The following is an 18,680-nucleotide window of genomic DNA, read 5'->3' as shown; positions in this document are numbered from 1 at the left end:
GTCCGCAGAAACGCAAATGAAATTTGATTATTTAAATTTGGTGGAGATTATGACCAGACAAAAACTGATGTTGGGTAACGATGCTCTTGCATACGGTCTGCTCAAAAATGGGTGCGAAATTGCAACTGCCTATCCGGGAACGCCTTCTTCCGAGATTCTTGCATCGTTCGTATCCTTTAAAAAAGAATATAATATTCCTGTCCATGCCCAGTGGGCAGTGAATGAAAAAATAGCATTTGAAACAGCCTATGCCGCCTGCCAGGCAGGCGTAAGAAGCGCTGTAGCCATGAAACAGGTGGGATTGAATGTTGCGGCTGACCCGCTTATGAGTGCCGTATATTCAGGCGTTAAAGGCGGATTTATTGTTATCAGCGCTGATGATCCCGGACCCCATTCCTCTCAAACAGAACAGGACAGCAGGCTCATGGCGGTCATGGCAAAACTGCCGGTTCTGGACCCTGCTTCTCCCATGCAGGCCGAGAACATGGTGGGCCTGGCCTATGAATTGTCTGAAGCCTTTGAAATTCCCGTGATGATTCGTCCGACCACAAGAGTTTGTCACACCCGTCAAAACATGGAAATGGATGACATCGTTTATGAAAGAAAAGAAGCTGAATTTGAAAAAAATCCGGCAAGATGGGCTGCCACGCCAAAATTCCGGTTAACCCTTCACAAAGAGCTTGAAGAAAAACTTTCAAAAATAGCGGCCTGGAATCCCACTCAACCGACGCTTATGAGCGGCACTGCAAAAAAATCAGGCAAAGCCATTGTTGTTTCAGGCGTTGCTGCTGCCAGTGCAAAGGATATTGTAAAAGACCTGGATCTTGAAATTCCGGTGTATCAGGTTCTTCAGCCGTTTCCTCTTCATACGAAATTTATGGAGGAACTTGAATCTTATGAAGATATCCTTGTTATAGAGGAAACCGCCGGTGTGATTGAGATGCAGCTTGCCGACAAAAAAAAGGTTAAAGGAAAAAATTCAGGGTTTGTATCCCGGGCCGGGGAACTTTTCCCCGAGACCATTGAAAAATTGATCGCATCTTTTTACAATCTTGATTATCAGGAAATCACACCGCCTGCAATTGCCGGAAGACGTCCGACCCTGTGTGCAGGTTGTCCCCACAGGGCCAGTTTTTTTGCCATTAAAAAAGCAGCGCCCAGGGGCATTTACACCAGTGATATCGGCTGCTACACCCTGGGAATAAATCTTGGGGCAGTGGATACGGTGCTGTGCATGGGGGCAAGTATCAGCCAGGCCTCCGGGTTCACCCTGGCCTATGAGAACAATAAGAAAAACCCCCAGGTGATTGCCACCATTGGCGATTCAACTTTTTTTCATTCCGGGATTCCAGCCCTTATTGAAACGGTTGTGCGAAAAACACCCTATGTGCTTGTGATTTTAGACAATCGGACAACCGCCATGACAGGTCATCAGCCAACCCCTGCATCGGGGTTTGATGCTTCCGGAGACGCCTGTGACTCGGTGAGCATTGAAAAAATCGTTCAAGGCTGCGGCGTGAATTTTTGTAAACAGGCAAATCCGTATAAGCTTCCCGAACTGATTGATCTGCTCAAGCAAGCGTGTGACTATTGTAAGGACAATGGTCCTGCCGTTGTCATATCCAGATATCCGTGTCTGCTCAATATGGACAAAAAAATCCTCAAAGAAGATTTTCAAAAGGTGGTTGTGGATGAGTCTTCCTGTGATGGTTGCGGCTATTGCGTCAACCATTTTGAATGCCCGGCCCTTTCATTGAACCAGGAGGAAACCTGTGTGTCGCTGGATGATACACTGTGCAGCGGTTGCGGGGTGTGCAGCTTTGTCTGCCCTAAAGGGTCTCTTATTATAAATCATCAGGAGGGGTAATATGTCTGTGGAACAACAAATCATAATAAGTGGTCTGGGCGGCCAGGGCGTGCTGTTTGTCACAAAGCTGCTGGCCGAGACAGCCATGGCAGAAAATTACAAGGTGCTGACATCGGAAACACATGGTATGGCTCAGCGAGGCGGGATTGTCATTTCCTATCTTAAGATTGGAGATTTTTCAGGTCCGCTGATCCGGCCTGGAAAGGCTGACGCACTTATTGCCTTAAAAGAAGAGACCTTTCATCACCATGGATATCTGGTAAAGGATAATGGATTCAGCGTTGTGAACAGTCCTTCCAGGATCGAGTCAAACAGATTTTTTTTTTGCTCATTGCAGGGGCCATGATACTTGGAAAATTTCTTGCCCTGACCCGTATCCCATTTAATATTGCATCATGGGTCGCATCTCTGCCGGTTTCCGGTACAGTTGTGCTGGCGGTTATTTTTTTGATTTATGCTGTTGGCGGAGCTATTATGGATGCGCTGGCCCTGCTGTTGATAACCATTCCCATTTTTTTTCCGGTGGCACAAGAACTCGGGTGTGATCCCGTGTGGTTTGCGGTTATCATTACAGTGGTAACAACCTTGGGTGCAGTAACTCCTCCTGTCGGGGCAACCACCTATGTCGTTGCCGGTATGGCCAAGGGAACGGAGCTTAAAGAGGTATTTAAGGGGGTTTCTTTTTTTCTTCCGGCGTATATTTTATGTATTATCCTGTTGATGATTTTTCCGGCGATCATTACATTTTTGCCCACACTTTTACAATAAAAAGAACTCTTAAAAAAAGTTTGAAATCAGAGTGTTTTTTTTCGCTTATCTTGTCTTGACAAAAAAGGCTTTTGGGAAATAATAAAACAATGGAAAAAAAAGTCTCTGTCTATCAACAGACAAATAAAATATTACGCGAAAAATTAAAAGAAAGAGTTAAAGAGCTTCATTGCGTGTATTCCATAGCAAATGTAGCTGAAACTGAAAATCTTACAATTGACGATCTGATGCAATCTGTGGTTGACATTGTTCCGTCAAGCTTTAGATATCCTGACATCGCTTGTGCAACAGCTTGTGTTAATGGAATAAGCTATAAATCAAGGTTTTTTAAAGCAACAAAATTAAAATTGGTTTCACAAATACATACAGGGGGAAAAAAAATAGGATTTCTGGAAGTTTATTATACCCGTGAAATATCCCCGCTTGATAAAGACCCTTTCCAGAAAGAAGAAAAAGATCTCGTTGACAATGTCTGCAAAAGAGTGGGTAAAATTATTGAACGGATACAAACAAATAAAAAATTAAAAGAAATAGAGGCTCGATATCAAATACTGACCAACCGGTTTGCTGATGGAATAGTTATCATTCAGGACGGGGAGTATAAGTTTGCAAATAATGCTTTTTCCTCAATGGCAGGCTATGATTCGCCGGAACATGTTGTTGGTAAAAGATATAACAGGTTTATTTCCCGTGATTTTATAAGCAAGTACGATAAATCCACAATAATAACTTCTGATAGTGATGATGTCCAAAATACAATTGAATACCAATTTGTTTCCAAGACCAAAAGAATAATATGGGTGGAGGAGAAGCGTAATGTCATAAGCTGGAACTCTTCTTGTGCATTATTGTGTACACTCCGGGACATGACGGAAAAAAAGAAAAAAGAGGTGTCGTCTATAGAGGAAACCAAACAGCTTCGCCAGGAAAATATTCTGCTCAGATCTTCTTTGAAAGAGAGATACCGTTTCAGAAATATTATCGGCAGAAGCAAAACAATGCAGAATGTATATGATCAGATTTTAAGCGCTGCCAATTCTGATGCAAATGTTTCTGTCTTTGGTGAATCCGGAACAGGCAAGGAGCTTGTCGCCAAGGCCATTCATGATTTAAGCCATAGAGAGGATAATGCTTTTGTAACCATTAATTGCGGGGCTATTCCGGAACCCTTGTTGGAAAGTGAATTTTTTGGATACAAAAAAGGCTCCTTTACAGGTGCTGTGATTGATAAGCATGGTTTTTTAGATCTGGCAGATAACGGAACCCTGCTTTTAGATGAAATTGGTGAACTTTCACTCAATATGCAGGCCAAGTTGCTCAGGGCAATAGATGGAGGAGGGTATAATCCAATTGGAAGCAATGAAAAACGCATGGCTGATTTTCGCATTATTGTCGCGACCAACAAGGATTTGAAAAAAGAAGTGCTTAAGGGCAATATGCGGGAGGATTTTTATTATAGAATTCAGGTCATTCCAATAAAATTACCGCCGTTAAGGGAACGTAAGGAAGACATCCCTTTTCTTGTGGAACATTTTACGCAGATGTTTTCAAAAACAAGTCAATATGACGGGGTTCCTGATTATATAATAAGTGAATTTTATAATTATGACTGGCCCGGAAATGTCCGGGAACTTCAAAACGTGCTGCTCAGGTTTTTTTCAACCGGTGTGTTTGAATTTTTAGACGTTAAGAATGATATGCCTACAAACAGTGATAACTCTTGTGATCTGATCAGCAGTGAGCATCAAGATTTAATCAAATTTGTCGAAGCATGTGAGAAAGAACACATATTAAAAACATTGAAAAAGAACAACTGGCACCGGATCAATACGGCAGCTCAATTGGGCATCACCCGCAGTACCCTCTTTAGAAAAATCAACAAATATGGGTTAATGCAGATACATTAGTTGCAGTGTTGACACATTTGTTGTTTGTTAATAATTTCAGAATATTAAGATATCTTTCCTCATATCCTATGTGTCAGTCCTGATACATGGGATTTTTTTCTGATTTCAATCTTATGTACTCAAAAATTAATATTATAGTTTTGTTTTCAAGTGGTTATTCGATTTTATATCCTGTTGGCATTGGTTTTGCTGTGTTTTAAAACATAAAGGAGGATTTTATGATAATTTTAATTGTCGAGGATGACCCTCAGGTTACAAACTATATTACAAAAAGATTATCCGGTTGGGGATACAGAACAAATTCAGCAGAAACCGGTAAAGATGCTCTTGAACTGTTTTCAAAGAAAAATTTTGATCTTATCCTTTTGGATATAATGCTTCCTGATTACATGGCCTTTGATTTGATCCCGAAATTTAAACGCATGAATCCTGATATCGGTATTGTTACCATGACCGGGCAAAGCAGCCGCGAATTGGAACAAAAAGTCAGGGAACAAGGTATTTTATACTACATGGTAAAGCCGATTGAAGCAGCAAATCTGAAATTATTACTGGATCATATTAAAAATGATATTAAGCAGCAAATCAGTATATAAAATAGGAGTGTCATAATGAAAAATTTGAGTTTAGGGATAAAAATCGCGTTTGGATTTGCCATTGTTCTTATGTTTCTTTGTATAGTTGCCTTTATCGGTTTTAAAAGCCTTTCCGGAGTTGTTGACAGGGTGGAAAAGGCAGATGATATGAATAGTATTGTTAAAACGATTTCGGAAGCCCGGCGGCATGAAAAAAATTATATTATTCGTGGTGGAGAAACTTATATAAACAAAGTTGAAGAAACTGTTGAAAAACTTGTTGAGCAGGCTATGGAAACAAAAGGCAATTTTAATAATCAAATCAACAAAGATCAAATGGACCAGGTGATTGAAAAGGTCAATATGTATTCAGCTGCATTTAAAAAATATGAAAAATCAGATCGGCAAAAGGCTATGGCTATGGAAGAAATGCGGTCCAGGGCAAGGGAGGCTTTGGCACAGACTGAGGCCATCCGGGCGGATCAAAAACAGCAGCTTGCGGCAGCAAGAAAAAATGGTGAAGGTGATGACGTCATTGATGACAGGCTTGAGAAGGCCGATGATGCCAGCCGAATGATCAACTTGTTTATGGATAGCCGTAAAAACGAGAAAGAGTTCATCATATCTGCAGGAGAAAGCAAATGGAAGGATAGTGTTGATAAAAACCTGGTAAAGATATTTGAATTGTCAAATGATTTGAAGTCACGGTTTGAAAACAATAAAAATATAGAACAGATCAATGCTGTTATTGCTGCAATACAGGCATATGATAAAGCCTTTAAGACTTTTGCACAAATAATGAAAGAACAAAAAAATATAGATGCTGAAATGGTTGTAGCCGCAAGGGCTGCCAATAAATTGTGTATGGAGGCAAGAGCTGATCAAAAAATAAAAATGGAAAATCAGATTTCAATTGCCAATAAAATTATAGTTCTTGGTGCCACTATTGCGGCTTTACTGAGTGCATTATTTGCATTTTTGATTACCAGAAGCATTACCGGTCCGGTTAATTTCATTATTAAAGGGTTGAGCGAGGGCGCAGGTCAGGTGGCCTCTGCTGCCGGCCAAGTGTCTTCTACCAGTCAGTCTCTTGCAGAAGGCTCGTCTCAGCAGGCGGCATCCATTGAAGAAACATCCGCCTCAATGGAAGAGATGTCTTCTATAACAAAACAGAATGCTGAAAATTCAATTCATGCAGATACCCTGATGAAAGACTCAAATAAAGTCGTAAAAACAGCCAATGAATCCATGGATCAGCTCACCCGTTCCATGGAAGATATTTCCAGAGCCAGCGAAGAAACTTCTAAAATCATAAAAACCATAGATGAAATTGCGTTTCAGACAAATCTGCTTGCCTTGAACGCTGCTGTGGAAGCAGCCAGGGCAGGTGAGGCAGGTGCCGGGTTTGCTGTTGTGGCCGATGAAGTCAGAAACCTTGCCATGAGGTCTGCCAAAGCCGCAAAAAATACAGCTGAACTTATTGAAGGAACTGTCAAAAAAGTGAGTGAAGGTTCAAAGCTTGTGTCAAGCACCAATGAGGCCTTTGCCAGAGTGGCGGAAAGCTCGGTCAAGGTCGGAGATCTTATTGCGGAAATCTCAGGCGCATCAGATGAACAGGCCAATGGTATAGAGCAGGTTAATCTTGCCATAAGTGAAATGGACAAGGTGGTCCAGCAAAATGCGGCAAATGCCGAAGAGTCGGCTTCTGCATCCGAAGAAATGAATGCCCAGGCAGAACAGCTCAAGGATTATGTTGAAGATCTTGTCACGCTTGTTACCGGTAAAACAAAAGGAATATCAGGAAGGGGATTTCAAAATAATCATAACATATCTTTTGCCCCTGAAAAGGAATTTGCAGTTAAAAAGCGTGCCATGCTTTCTTTGAAAAATGAAGTTAAACCTGAACAGCTTATCCCTTTTGAAGAGGATGAATTTAAAGATTTTTAGACGCGACGCATTGTTGATAAATCAGCATTTTTCTTGATGGGGATTAATAACAAAATGGAATATACTCAAAATTCAATTTTAGAAATAAGGCTCAAAACAACGGAAAAACAAAAAATCTGGCTGTTATCGGTATTTACGATTGCTCTGTTTGTTATTACCTATTGTTTGCATACATTTTATAATACCCATATATTGAATTAAAAAAAAATTCGACCTGATATACCGATTATCTTATGTACTGGGTTTAGTGAGAAGATCAGCACCCATTCGGTTTCTTCCATGGGCATAGACAAGATTCTGGTGAAGCCGGTCGGTAAAAAAGAATTTGCCATGTCTGTTAGCGAGGTGCTGGATGGAAATGTAAAGAATTCATTAAATTGATTTTATGTGAAATTTTTTGCCAAACGGCCCATGGATTCAACCGGTCAACCCGGATAACTTTTGATCTTGGGCCGTGGCAGTTTGCTCAAAATTGTGTAAACGTCTTAAAAATCTTCATCAGTGTCAACGGGGAGGTAATTAACCGCCCGGATTTTTTCAGGGCGTCGAGGGAGAATTTTTTTTCTTTTGGAAGAGCCGGGCCTTGAAGAAATTGTTTTTATTGCTCTGTAGTTCTTCAGTGCAGTTCCTTGATCTTTTTTTCCTGATACTAGCAGGACAAGATCTCCCACATGTTCACGAAGCTGTTCTGTCTGGGTGGTCATTATTTCTGCTGCAGAGGCTGATTCTTCAGTATCGACTGCATTCTGCTGAATCACTCTATCCATATCTTGAAAAGCACTGGTCACCTGTTCAATGCCGTTTGACTGCTCTTTGGAAGCTTTTGATATTTCCGACACAAGTTGACCGACCTTGGTAGAGCTTTCCGCAACTTTGCTGAATGCCTTGTTGGTGGCAGAAACAAGCATGGAACCGGCGTTGATCTTTTTAACCGTTCCTTCGATCATTTCCGCCGTATTTTTAGCCGCATCAGCCGCCCTCATGGCAAGATTTCTGACTTCATCGGCCACAACCGCAAACCCGGCACCTGCTTCGCCTGCCCTGGCTGCTTCCACAGCGGCATTCAAGGCAAGAAGATTTGTCTGGAAGGCTATCTCATCAATGGTTTTTATTATTTTTGAGGTTTCTTCACTGGCTTTTGAAATATCATCCATAGACGCTATAACCTGTTCCATTGATTCAGTGGCTGTATTTATTACTTTGTTTGCATCCATCATCAAATTATCGGCTTGAGAGGCATTTGCAGAATTTTGTTTTGTCATGGAGGATATCTCTTCCATTGACGCGGATGTTTCTTCGATTGAGGCAGCCTGTCTTGATGAGCCTTCAGCAAGGGATTGACTTGAATCCGACACCTGAGTTGATGACAGATAGGTTTGATCAGTTCCTCTATACAGGCCTTCCGTGGTCAGCATAATCGGTTTTGTAATTCTTCTGGCAAAGAAAAAAGAAGCCAGCATTACCGCTGCAAGAATAATGGCGGAAGCAATAACAAACAAATAGTTTGAGTGTCTTCCCAATTTAATGATCTTATCTTTTACCACCAGAAAATCTTCTTCGTAGGCTTCAACGCCAATAATCCAGTCCCAGTCTTTGAAATATTTGATTTTTACAATTTTAGTCTGGGGCAGTTTTTCATTTCTGTTTAAAAAGTATTTGTGAGAGCCAGTATTGCCTGCATCAAGACCATGGGCTTTTTCAATAATATCCTGGATAAAAAAGTTGCCTGCGCCATCCTTTGTGTCCAGGATGTTTTGTCCATTTTGTTCGTTATTTTTTGAAACAATATATTCTCCTTTAGAATTGAGAACATAAACATGGCCGGTTTGACCTACTTTGATTTTAACAATTTCATCAACCAGGCTTTTTTCAAGGGTCTTTTGCTTGATGCCGACATACAATATTCCAACGACATTGTTTGAATCATCATAAATGGGTTCATAAGCTGTCATGTACCAGGCATTTACGACAAATGCCCGACCCTTAAATGTATTTCCCTTTAATACGGTTGATACGACTGCGTTGGGTGAACCATTCGGGTTTACAGCCGGGATAAAAGTTCCTATGGCTCTTTTTCCATCCAGCTTTTGTACATTGGTACAAACTCTTAGCATATCTCCCTTCTCGTTCATCCTCTGGAAGATAGTGCATGTTTCAACACTCAGATCCCTTGTTTTATCGACAATGATTGAGGGTGAGTTCATGTCCTGGTTTTTTTCCAGCCATTGTCCGCCAACCAGCATTTTAGGAAGATCAATACTGGTTGCGGTTTTTGTGAATTGATTTACAGCATTCCAGGTTACTTTTTCATCCATAGAAAGGGTAACCTTGCCAGTTGATTCTAAAATATTACGGGATGTTTTTAGAGCATTGCTGATAACTTCCTGGGCAAGTCCATTTTGTGCAAGGCACATTGAATTAACATTTTCAACGATATGGGTCATGTCGGCATCCCCAAGTTTCATTGACTCTTCTACTGACAGGGAACTCATTTTTTGATTGTTCATAATTGATAGAAACAAACTAAATCCCAGTGGAATAACAGAAATTAACAATGCAAATAAAATAAATTTGGAATTGAGATTTAATGCTTTCATGATACATACCTCCTGAACCGAATAAAATTTTGAAATTCGTTGTTCTGTAAATATCTGTTATACAAGATAGTTACAAAGAAAAGAAAAATATTGACTGTTTCCTAACACAATATTATCCGATTCACAAGGTTTGAACGCTGAGAAAAAGTAAAGTTTGCCGTCGCAATATTATGTAAAAACAATTAATTTTTACTTTTTTTGTGATATAGCAATAAAATTATGAGTCAGCTAACAATAGATATAAAAAAATTAAGACATAATATACAATTTTTAGTTCAATATTGTAATCGCCTGGGCCTTGAAATTACAGGCATATTAAAGGGGCCGGGGTTGGATTCCGTTATCCTTCATGAACTTATATCAAATGGGGTTGAGAATATCGGATTCTCCAATCTGCCGGTTAATAAAAACTACGACAATGTATTTCAAAAAAAGCCTGTTTTTATATCTTTGCCATCCCTTCATGAACTCGGTGATATGATTCAGTATTTTGGCACCAGTTTTAATTCTGAATTGTCTGTTCTCAAGAAGATGAATGAAGTGGCGATTGCCCGGAACAAAACCCACAATATTATCCTGATGGTTGATACAGGTGATTTGCGTGAAGGTGTCCTGCCTGAAAATGTTGTTGATACGGTAAAACGGATACATGAAATAAAAAAATTACGGCTTGTTTTTTCCGGAATCGGAACCAATCTGGGGTGCTGTGCCGGTATTATTCCAACTCATTTGAATGTTGATATTTTGCAGGAATTGGCAACCCGGATTGAAACGCAATTGAGCTTGCCGGTTAAAACCGTTTCAGTCGGCGGTTCCGTCATGCTGGAGTATCTTAAGACCAATCCTTTGCCGGAGAAAATCAATCAAATCAGGCTGGGCGAATCTATTTTTCTTGGCAATATCCCGACCATTGATAAAAAACATGAAAATTTGTATGACGATGTTTTGATATTCAGAAGTGATGTGCTGGAAACAAGTGAAAAAAGAATTGATTTGCCTGAAAATCTTGGTAAAAATGCCTTTGGATACAACCCTGAGTTCAAGCATACGGGAATAAGGAAGAGAGCCGTAATGAATTTTGGCATTGCCGACACATATCCTGCAGGATTGACGCCGGTAAATGTCGGTTTGGATATTGTCTGTATTAACAGCAATTATACGGTCATTGATTTTACAGATAGCCGGGAAGACTTGAAACCAGGTGACTTTATAGAATTTAAAATGAATTACATGAGCATGCTTCAAAGTTTTATTTCCCCGTTTACCTGTATTGTTTTTAAACAGCAGACAGATGAATAACTATTTTAATATCCTTAAAAACAACTGGAAGTTTTTTGTAATAGCAATAGGTATTTTAATTGTTGCAAATACGTTTAATGGTATTTTAAGTATTTCATCTTTTGAAAAGATGTATACGGATTCAGTGATTTCCATATACAGGGATGCTGCTGTTAATCTCAAGAGAACCATTGAACTGTCCATTAAATTTGGAAAACAATTGCATGAATTTTACGGGATAAATATGTTATTGGAACAATTTAAAGAGGAAAATTCAAATATTACGGACATATCCATTGCACGTCCCGGTGGAGAAATCTTATACAGCCTTGATTCGGCTAAAGTTCATACCGTTATCCTGTCAAATTTAATTCCTGATTATTTACAAGGGAAAGAAATCCTATGTAAGTATAATACTGAAAAAAAATTGCATAACGGTATGTATTATATTTTCCTTGAAATCCGGGACAAAAAAAAAGAAATTACCGGGATGATCAATGTTACTTTTAAAGAATCACTTGTTAAACAACCTCTTAATTTAATAATACAGTGGAATTTAAAAAAGCTTGCAAAAACCACATTGGTTGTATCTGTTCTGCTTTTTTCAAGCATGGTCTGGCTTTTTGATTTTAGTACCGGGAGATTTCAGAGGAAACGCTTGTATTGCTTGTTGTTTTTGTTTCTATGCTTAGGGCAGATGATTTATTCTTATTATAGTATAACTTACTTTCATGAAAAATATGTAGGTATTATTCATTTGAAAACTCTCGGTATTCAAAACCAGTTAACAACAGAAATTGAAAAATTTTTAACGGCCGGGATCAATATCTGCAAACTGAATAAAATTGATGAAAGGCTCAAATCCATTGCCGATTCAACTCCATACATAGATAATATTAATGTTTTAAATAAGGATATGCAACTTCTCTATTCAGCATATGATAAACATGAGGATTTCCCCATTGAAAATAACATGGAATCAAAACAGATTTTACAAGGAACTCTTAAATCTAAAGAATTGATCAGCGGGCATATACAGATACAGATTTCAAAGTCTGCCATACAAAAGAAAATATTTGAAATTATTATGGACAGTGTTACTGTTCTTTTAATTTCATTAGTTTTTATTACAGAACTGCTTTTTTTTATGTTTATCTTTATTTGATAATGAAATCAGGATTTCAACAGTAATGACACAAAAATCAAAACTTTACTCTTTAATCAGACCTGATGCGTTTCTTTTCTGTTTTGGAATAGATTTGCCGATATCATTCATTACCCTGTATGCTGAGGATTTATATGCTCCCATTTTTGGATTGTCCAAAGCATATGTCATGGGAATGCCCATTTCCATTTCCATGCTTTTTACCACTGTTGCCTTTCTTGTCGGTGGATACTGGATAGATAGAAAAGGCTGGCAGCAAAGCCACTTCTGGGGAATACTCCTGGCTGGATCAGCCCAGGTTATTTCAGGTATTTCACCTTCGATTGAACTGTATATTTTGTCACGGGCTTTATACGGCTTTGGTTACGGCCTTGTGTTCATGTCTTACATGGGGTTTGTATACACTAATACAGGGGAAGAAAATCGTACAACCGGGTTTGCCACAATGAGCGCAGGCATGTATTCAGGAAGTATTTGTGGAGGCGCAGTGGGAGGGATGCTGGCAGAAAGGTTTGGATTTCAAAATGTGTTTTTCATGGCCGCTTTTTTTACTCTGATCACAATAGGTTACACAATTTTATTTATGCAAAAGACGTATTATTATCCTGAAAAAATAAGGGAGAATAATAAACCAAGGTCATATAAAACTAACTTAAAACTGATATTCAGGTTTGTGACCAATAGAAATATCATTTCTCTGCTGGTCCTGTTAAGTCTTCCCGCCGCTGTTACATTAATCGGCATCCTTTATTATATCAGCCCTATTTACCTTGACAGAATGGGGACATCCCAGGCCAATATTGCAAGGATTTTAATGATAAACGGGGTTTTTATGATTTATATTTCCCCTTTGCTTGGCCCGCTTATGGATAAGACTAAGGATAAGCGGATTTATATTATTATCAGTGGCCTAATCGGTGGATCAGGGATGTTGTGCTTTTTGTTTTTTAAAGGGGTTTGGGCAATTGTTTTTGTTATTTTTATCTTAAGTTTTGCCGCAGCCATTGGTCACTCTGCAAGAACCGTATATGCTTTGCAGCAAAACATCGTCACTGAAATCGGAGCCGGGCAGGCAATGAGCTTGTATAGAGCAATAGATAGAATCGGGTGTTTACTGGGGCCTCTTGTGCTTAGCGTTATACTTGCCTCTGGAGAAATTGAAAAAGGTCTTTCAATGATAGGTTTAATTTATATTGTCCTTACCCTGTTGTTTGTATTTGTTTCAAAAAAAGAAGTTGAAACGTAAGAAATATTTAAGTTGCAGAATGAAAATTGAATTGTTTATGCTAAATGGAAATTAAAATGGAATTAAAAATAAACTATCCTGAAAAAATAGCTGTTGTATTTGGCGGCCAGTCTACAGAGCATGATGCCAGTATTTTCAGTTTTAAAAACTTTTATATGGATATCCAGTCATCTATAGTTGATGAAGAAATTGAGGTGTCAAGCACTTACTATATACTGCAAGACGGCAGAGTGCTGGTGTCGCCGGTTGATTTAAAAAAACCTGCAGCATTCTATTTTGACCCCGGCAGGACTGCTTCTTGTGACATTGTTGATGCTTTTTTCCTGATCAGGGAAAACAATGAATTTGTTTACCTGATGTGTGACGGCCCGGTCGGCACGGATGGACGATTTGTAAGCATTGCTGAAAATTATGGTATTAAAGGCACGTTTGGAACGCCGTTAAGTTTTCATATATGCAAGAGCAAATTTCATATGGATCGGTTCGTTGCTGCTAATTATTCCGATATTAAAATTCCGGATACGGCTTATATCTCTTCTGTTGAAGAACTGGACTCATGTTTTGCCGGATTTGCTGACAGAAAAATTGTTGTAAAGCCCAATTCGCTGGGTTCTAGTATTTATGTAAAGATGTTTGAATGCAACAACAAGAATCAGGATGATATCAAAGAGCTGGCTAAAAATATTTTTGAGTATGATCGCCGGGCCATTATACAAGAATATATTCAGGGGGATGAATATGGTTGTTATTGCATGGAAAAAAATGGTGAGGTTGATATTCTGGCCGTAAAACAATTCTTTACGGAAAATGATTTTTTAAATACTCAGGACAAATATAAGGCAGCAACAGACGGACATGATGTGTATGTTAAGGAAAAAATTGGATCGATAAAGGATTTTGCCCGAAAACTTTTTAAAGACGTTGATTGCAGAAATTTGTCACGGATGGATTTTATTGTTACACCGGCAAAACAAATCTATTTTTTGGAGAACAATTGTGATCCGGCTTTAAGGGGAGTTATCGGAGCTTACAAAGAGAAATATCAATCCTGTACAGTGTATGATATGTTAAAAATTTTTATTAAAAATGAATATAACAGGAAAAAAATCAGGACGGATTATCGTTTTGATTTTAATTTTTTATGAAAATCATCATTTGTATCAAGCGTGATCTTGAAGGATGCATAGCTCTTAACTATTTGTTGAAACATATTGAATCACATGATTACACGGTGATTCTCAGTGATAAATTTACAGCAGCAGAAAGAGAAGTAAAGGAATCAGCCGATTTTATATTTTATGAAAGAGATTTGCTTGTTCATCAGATATTTCCGTTGCTTGAGAAAAATGACAAAGAAGAATATTTTTCGGAATATCTTACTTTTAATCAGATCAAAAAGAAATATCATATTCCTGTTGTGGTTTCCGATGATATTAATTCCAAAGCCTGGGAAAATTATATCCGGAACATTAATCCGGATATGATTTTATCCGTTCGCAATGATTTTATCTTCAAGAAGAATATTATCGATATTCCCGGCTTCGGTATATACAATGTACACCCGGGATCTTTACCTGAATACCGGGGCGTATATGCTCCATTCAGGGCCATGTTAAATGGAGAGGCTACTGTCGGCTGTACCTTGCACCGGGTTGTGGACGAAGGAATTGATACTGGTCCGATAGTTGATATTAAAACCATGCCGGTTGATTATTCCAAATCTGTTTTATGGCATATGTGCCAATTATATCCCCTTGGCATTGATCTTTTTAAACAATTTTTAGCAAAGTATGAAATTCAAAAAAAAATTGAAACTTTTCCACAGGATGAGTCGAAAAAAAGATATTATACTTTCCCTGGTTCTGAGGAATTCAATATATTTACCGGGAACGGTCATAAATTAATAGACAATCAGGAATATCTTGACATGCTTGGCCGATTCAGCCCTGTGACATGGTGTTCCAAAACTATTATCGATTAAAAACACGGCCTGATGTTCCAGTATTCTGTAACAGACGCTCCTGTTAATGACAGTGTTTCTCCTTGACTCAACACGATGTCGGCAATGGGTCACATTGACCCTCTAATCAGCCGTGAAATTCGAAAGAAGTCCGGCCAATTTTTCTGCTGAAGGTAATAGTTTTAAATTTTTTATTCAAATTATTGCCTTTTTATTTCAAGCTGTTATCCAAAAAAAAATAAAAACGAATAAATAAATTTATATCCAATAAAAATACCATGGCCCTGATATTGCTATTAATCTCGATGAAGTTTGAACAAGTGTTTTTTTTAGTTGACAAATAAACTTAAGTTAAGGAGCGTAACATGGCAAACGGAGAAGCAGTTTACGGATTTTTTATTCCTACAGTCACACTCATGGGTGTTGGATCGCACAAAGAGATTTGTGCCCAGATGAAAAGCCTTGGAGTGAGTAAACCTTTTCTTGTGGCGGATAAAGGCATTACCGCTGCCGGGCTTACCCAGCAGATTTGTGACATGATTAAAAAAGAGATGGATTCAGATACTGTTGTATATGATGAAACCATTCCAAATCCAACAGACAAAAATGTTGAGGAGGGTCTTGCCCTCTACAAAAAGAGCGGGTGTGACATGATTATCACCCTGGGTGGCGGAAGTGCCCATGACTGCGGAAAAGGCATTGGCCTGGTTGCTACAAATGGCGGCACCATACACGATTATGAGGGTGTAGATCAGTCCACAAAGGCAATGCCTCCTTTTATTGCCGTCAATACCACGGCAGGAACCGCAAGCGAGATGACCCGTTTCTGCATTATCACCGATACCGGCAGAAAAGTTAAGATGGCCATTGTCGACTGGCGCGTAACCCCCAACATTGCCATTAACGACCCCCTTCTCATGATGGGGATGCCTTCCTCATTGACAGCTGCAACAGGTATGGATGCCTTGACTCATTCGGTTGAAGCCTATGTTTCAACCATTGCCACCCCAATCACTGATGCCTGTGCCATAAAGGCCATTGAGCTTATTGCACAAAATTTAAGACAGGCCGTTGCCAACGGCGATGACCTGGCTGCCAGGGATAAAATGGCCTATGCTGAATATCTGGCAGGTATGGCGTTTAACAATGCAAGCCTGGGTCATGTCCATGCAATGGCACACCAGTTGGGCGGTTTTTATGATCTTCCCCATGGTGTCTGCAATGCAATACTGCTTCCCCATGTTTCAAGATTCAACCTTATCGCCAACCTCCAGCGATATGCCGATATCGCCGTTGCTCTGGGCGAAAATATCGCGGGACTGTCCGTCCGGGATGCAGCAGAAAAAGCATTGACCGCGATTAAGACGCTTTCCGCAGATGTGGGTATCCCTGCAAATTTGACAGAGCTTGGGGTAAAAAAAGAAGACCTTATGATCATGGCTGAAAATGCACAAAAAGATGCCTGCGGAGCAACCAACCCAAGACGTCCTACCCTGGATGATGTTGTGGGTATTTACACGGCTGCGTTATAATTGAACAATAGAGGTAAAGATTATGGGTAAAATACTTAGAATAAATACCAAAGACAAAACAACAGTTTTTCAGGACATTCCTGATTTTTTTGCCGGTCTGGGGGGAAGAGCTTTGACCTCTAAGATGGTTCTGGATGAAGTGCCTGCAAACTGTCACCCCTTGGGCCGTTCAAATAAACTTGTTTTTGCACCCGGACTTTTAACCGGAACACCGGCCGCCAATTCAGGACGTCTTTCCGTGGGGTCAAAATCACCCCTGACCAATGGCATCAAAGAGAGTAATTCAGGCGGACTTGTTTCACAAAAACTCGCAAGGCTTGGTATTTCAGCTCTTGTTCTGGAAGACAAGCCTGATGATGACACTTTTTCAATGATCGTGATAAAAAAAGATTGTGTTGAAATCCTTGCTGCTGATGAGTATGCGGGCATGGGAAACTATGAAGTAATGGAGAAACTCTGGGATCGGTACGGGAAAAAAACCGGGCTTATGACTATTGGCCAGGCAGGCGAGCAGCGTTTAAAGGCCGCCAGCATTCAGCAGGCCGATCCCAAGGGAAGACCTGGTCGAGCCATGGGAAGGGGAGGGCTTGGTGCGGTAATGGGGTCTAAAAAAATCAAGGCCATTATTGTTGATGACAAGGGATGCGACAGAATTGTCCAGGCAGATCCTGAAGCGTTTAAGGCAGCCAACAAAAAATGGGTTGAACTGCTAAAAAATCATCCGGTAACCGGCCAGGGCCTGCCGGGTCTTGGAACCGCCGTGCTGGTTAATCTTATCAACGAGGCAGGTGCTTTGCCCACAAAGAACTTCAGGACAGGCCGGTTTGAACATGCAGCAGATATCAGTGGCGAAAAAATGGTTGAAAACATTGAAGCACGGCAGGGTGTTGTTGCAGAAGGATGCCATCCGGGCTGTGTTATCAAATGTTCCCAGGCTTACCATGATAAAGACGGCAAGTATCTGACCTCGGGCTTTGAGTATGAGACCCTTTGGGCCTTTGGAGCCCATACCATGGTCAGGGAAATTGATGATATTGCCATGATGGACAGATTGTGTGATGATTACGGGCTGGACACCATTGATACGGGTGTGGCCCTGGGAGTGGCAATGGAAGGCGGGTTGCTTGAGTGGGGTGACGGCAAGGCCTGTATTGAACTGATCAAAGAAATTGCCCTTGGCACAGGCAACGGCAAAATACTTGGAAATGGTGCGGCTTTTACAGGTGATGCCCTGGGTGTGGACAGAGTTCCCGTGGTCAAGCGCCAGGCATTGCCGGCTTATGATCCAAGATCTGTAAAAGGGGTTGGCGTAACCTATGCCACATCGCCCATGGGGGCGGACCATACAGCCGGTTATGGCGTCACAGCAAATATTCTGGGGGTTGGCGGTTCCATTGATCCTTTGAAAAATGATGATCAGGTGGAATTGTCTAAAAACCTCCAGATTGCGACTGCAGCAATTGATGCCGCAGGCCTTTGCCTGTTTGTTGCATTTGCTGTCCTGGACAGCGAAGACGGCGTTCAATTGATTGTTGACATGCTCAATGCTCAATATGACATCGACCTGACACCGGATGATGTTGTTAAACTGGGAATTTCCATCCTGGAGAATGAAAATGAGTTCAATCTCATGGCGGGATTCACCAAAAAGGATGATCAGCTTCCTGAAATGTTCAATCAAACTTTTCCACCCCATAACACAAAATGGACCTTTACCGAAGACGAGCTTCAGGATGCAAAAACATTTACCGTAGGTTAAATCAGATCATCTATCAGGTCATGAAACTGATCCTGTGATTGCTGTTGGTTCCGGGGGGGGATGGAGATTCTCTTATCCC

The 18,680-nt window shown here is 40.2% G+C and carries 14 protein-coding genes; 13 read left to right on the top strand and 1 reads right to left on the bottom strand.

Annotated elements, in window-relative coordinates; genetic code table 11:
* Positions 1-49: 49 nt before the first annotated feature.
* The 6 genes from TOL2_RS15135 (at position 50) to TOL2_RS24325 (ending at position 7,064) form a co-directional block, all read left to right on the top strand.
* Complete coding sequence (locus tag TOL2_RS15135) at positions 50-1,867, top strand: thiamine pyrophosphate-dependent enzyme (RefSeq protein ID WP_014958195.1); 1,818 nt, start codon at positions 50-52, stop codon at positions 1,865-1,867.
* A gap of 1 nt (position 1,868) precedes the next feature.
* Positions 1,869-2,213, top strand: a complete 345-nt coding sequence (locus TOL2_RS15130) for a 2-oxoacid:acceptor oxidoreductase family protein (RefSeq protein ID WP_014958194.1) — start codon at positions 1,869-1,871, stop codon at positions 2,211-2,213.
* Positions 2,210-2,635, top strand: a complete 426-nt coding sequence (locus tag TOL2_RS15125) for a TRAP transporter large permease subunit (RefSeq protein WP_014958193.1) — start codon at positions 2,210-2,212, stop codon at positions 2,633-2,635. Before TOL2_RS15130 ends, TOL2_RS15125 begins: the two co-directional genes overlap by 4 nt.
* Before the next feature lie 89 nt (positions 2,636-2,724).
* Positions 2,725-4,542, top strand: a complete 1,818-nt coding sequence (locus tag TOL2_RS15120; protein ID WP_014958192.1) for a sigma-54 interaction domain-containing protein — start codon at positions 2,725-2,727, stop codon at positions 4,540-4,542.
* A 218-nt stretch (positions 4,543-4,760) separates the two neighbouring features.
* Positions 4,761-5,138, top strand: a complete 378-nt coding sequence (locus TOL2_RS15115; RefSeq protein ID WP_014958191.1) for a response regulator — start codon at positions 4,761-4,763, stop codon at positions 5,136-5,138.
* Positions 5,139-5,153: 15 nt separating this feature from the next.
* Positions 5,154-7,064 carry a methyl-accepting chemotaxis protein gene (locus tag TOL2_RS24325; protein ID WP_014958190.1) on the top strand — a complete coding sequence of 637 codons (1,911 nt, stop codon included), beginning with the start codon at positions 5,154-5,156 and terminating at the stop codon, positions 7,062-7,064.
* Between the two features lie 485 nt (positions 7,065-7,549).
* Here TOL2_RS24325 and TOL2_RS15105 read toward each other — a convergent pair whose 3' ends face one another.
* Positions 7,550-9,661 (bottom strand): methyl-accepting chemotaxis protein, encoded by a 2,112-nt coding sequence (locus TOL2_RS15105; RefSeq protein ID WP_014958189.1) that lies wholly within the window; start codon positions 9,659-9,661, stop codon positions 7,550-7,552.
* Positions 9,662-9,880: 219 nt separating this feature from the next.
* Here TOL2_RS15105 and TOL2_RS15100 point away from each other — a divergent pair, with 219 nt between their 5' ends.
* From TOL2_RS15100 to TOL2_RS15070, 7 genes are all read left to right on the top strand, one after another.
* Positions 9,881-10,960: an alanine racemase gene (locus TOL2_RS15100; RefSeq protein ID WP_014958188.1), complete on the top strand. Its 1,080-nt coding sequence runs from the start codon at positions 9,881-9,883 to the stop codon at positions 10,958-10,960.
* The gene (locus TOL2_RS15095) at positions 10,953-12,104 is read left to right on the top strand and encodes a hypothetical protein (RefSeq protein WP_014958187.1); all 1,152 of its coding nucleotides are present in this window, start codon (positions 10,953-10,955) and stop codon (positions 12,102-12,104) included. Before TOL2_RS15100 ends, TOL2_RS15095 begins: the two co-directional genes overlap by 8 nt.
* 25 nt (positions 12,105-12,129) lie before the next feature.
* Complete coding sequence (locus TOL2_RS15090; RefSeq protein WP_014958186.1) at positions 12,130-13,350, top strand: MFS transporter; 1,221 nt, start codon at positions 12,130-12,132, stop codon at positions 13,348-13,350.
* Between the two features lie 56 nt (positions 13,351-13,406).
* Positions 13,407-14,495, top strand: a complete 1,089-nt coding sequence (locus tag TOL2_RS15085) for an ATP-grasp domain-containing protein (RefSeq protein ID WP_014958185.1) — start codon at positions 13,407-13,409, stop codon at positions 14,493-14,495.
* The gene (locus TOL2_RS15080; RefSeq protein ID WP_014958184.1) at positions 14,492-15,331 is read left to right on the top strand and encodes a formyl transferase; all 840 of its coding nucleotides are present in this window, start codon (positions 14,492-14,494) and stop codon (positions 15,329-15,331) included. Before TOL2_RS15085 ends, TOL2_RS15080 begins: the two co-directional genes overlap by 4 nt.
* A 344-nt stretch (positions 15,332-15,675) precedes the next feature.
* Positions 15,676-16,842 (top strand): iron-containing alcohol dehydrogenase, encoded by a 1,167-nt coding sequence (locus tag TOL2_RS15075; RefSeq protein ID WP_014958183.1) that lies wholly within the window; start codon positions 15,676-15,678, stop codon positions 16,840-16,842.
* Positions 16,843-16,864: 22 nt separating this feature from the next.
* Positions 16,865-18,601: an aldehyde ferredoxin oxidoreductase family protein gene (locus TOL2_RS15070; protein WP_014958182.1), complete on the top strand. Its 1,737-nt coding sequence runs from the start codon at positions 16,865-16,867 to the stop codon at positions 18,599-18,601.
* Positions 18,602-18,680 lie beyond the last annotated feature (79 nt).

The sequence above is a fragment of the Desulfobacula toluolica Tol2 genome, assembly GCF_000307105.1.
GTDB lineage: Bacteria > Desulfobacterota > Desulfobacteria > Desulfobacterales > Desulfobacteraceae > Desulfobacula > Desulfobacula toluolica.
The sequence above is the reverse complement of the archived record's forward strand: the minus strand, read 5'-3'. Positions and strand labels throughout refer to the sequence as shown.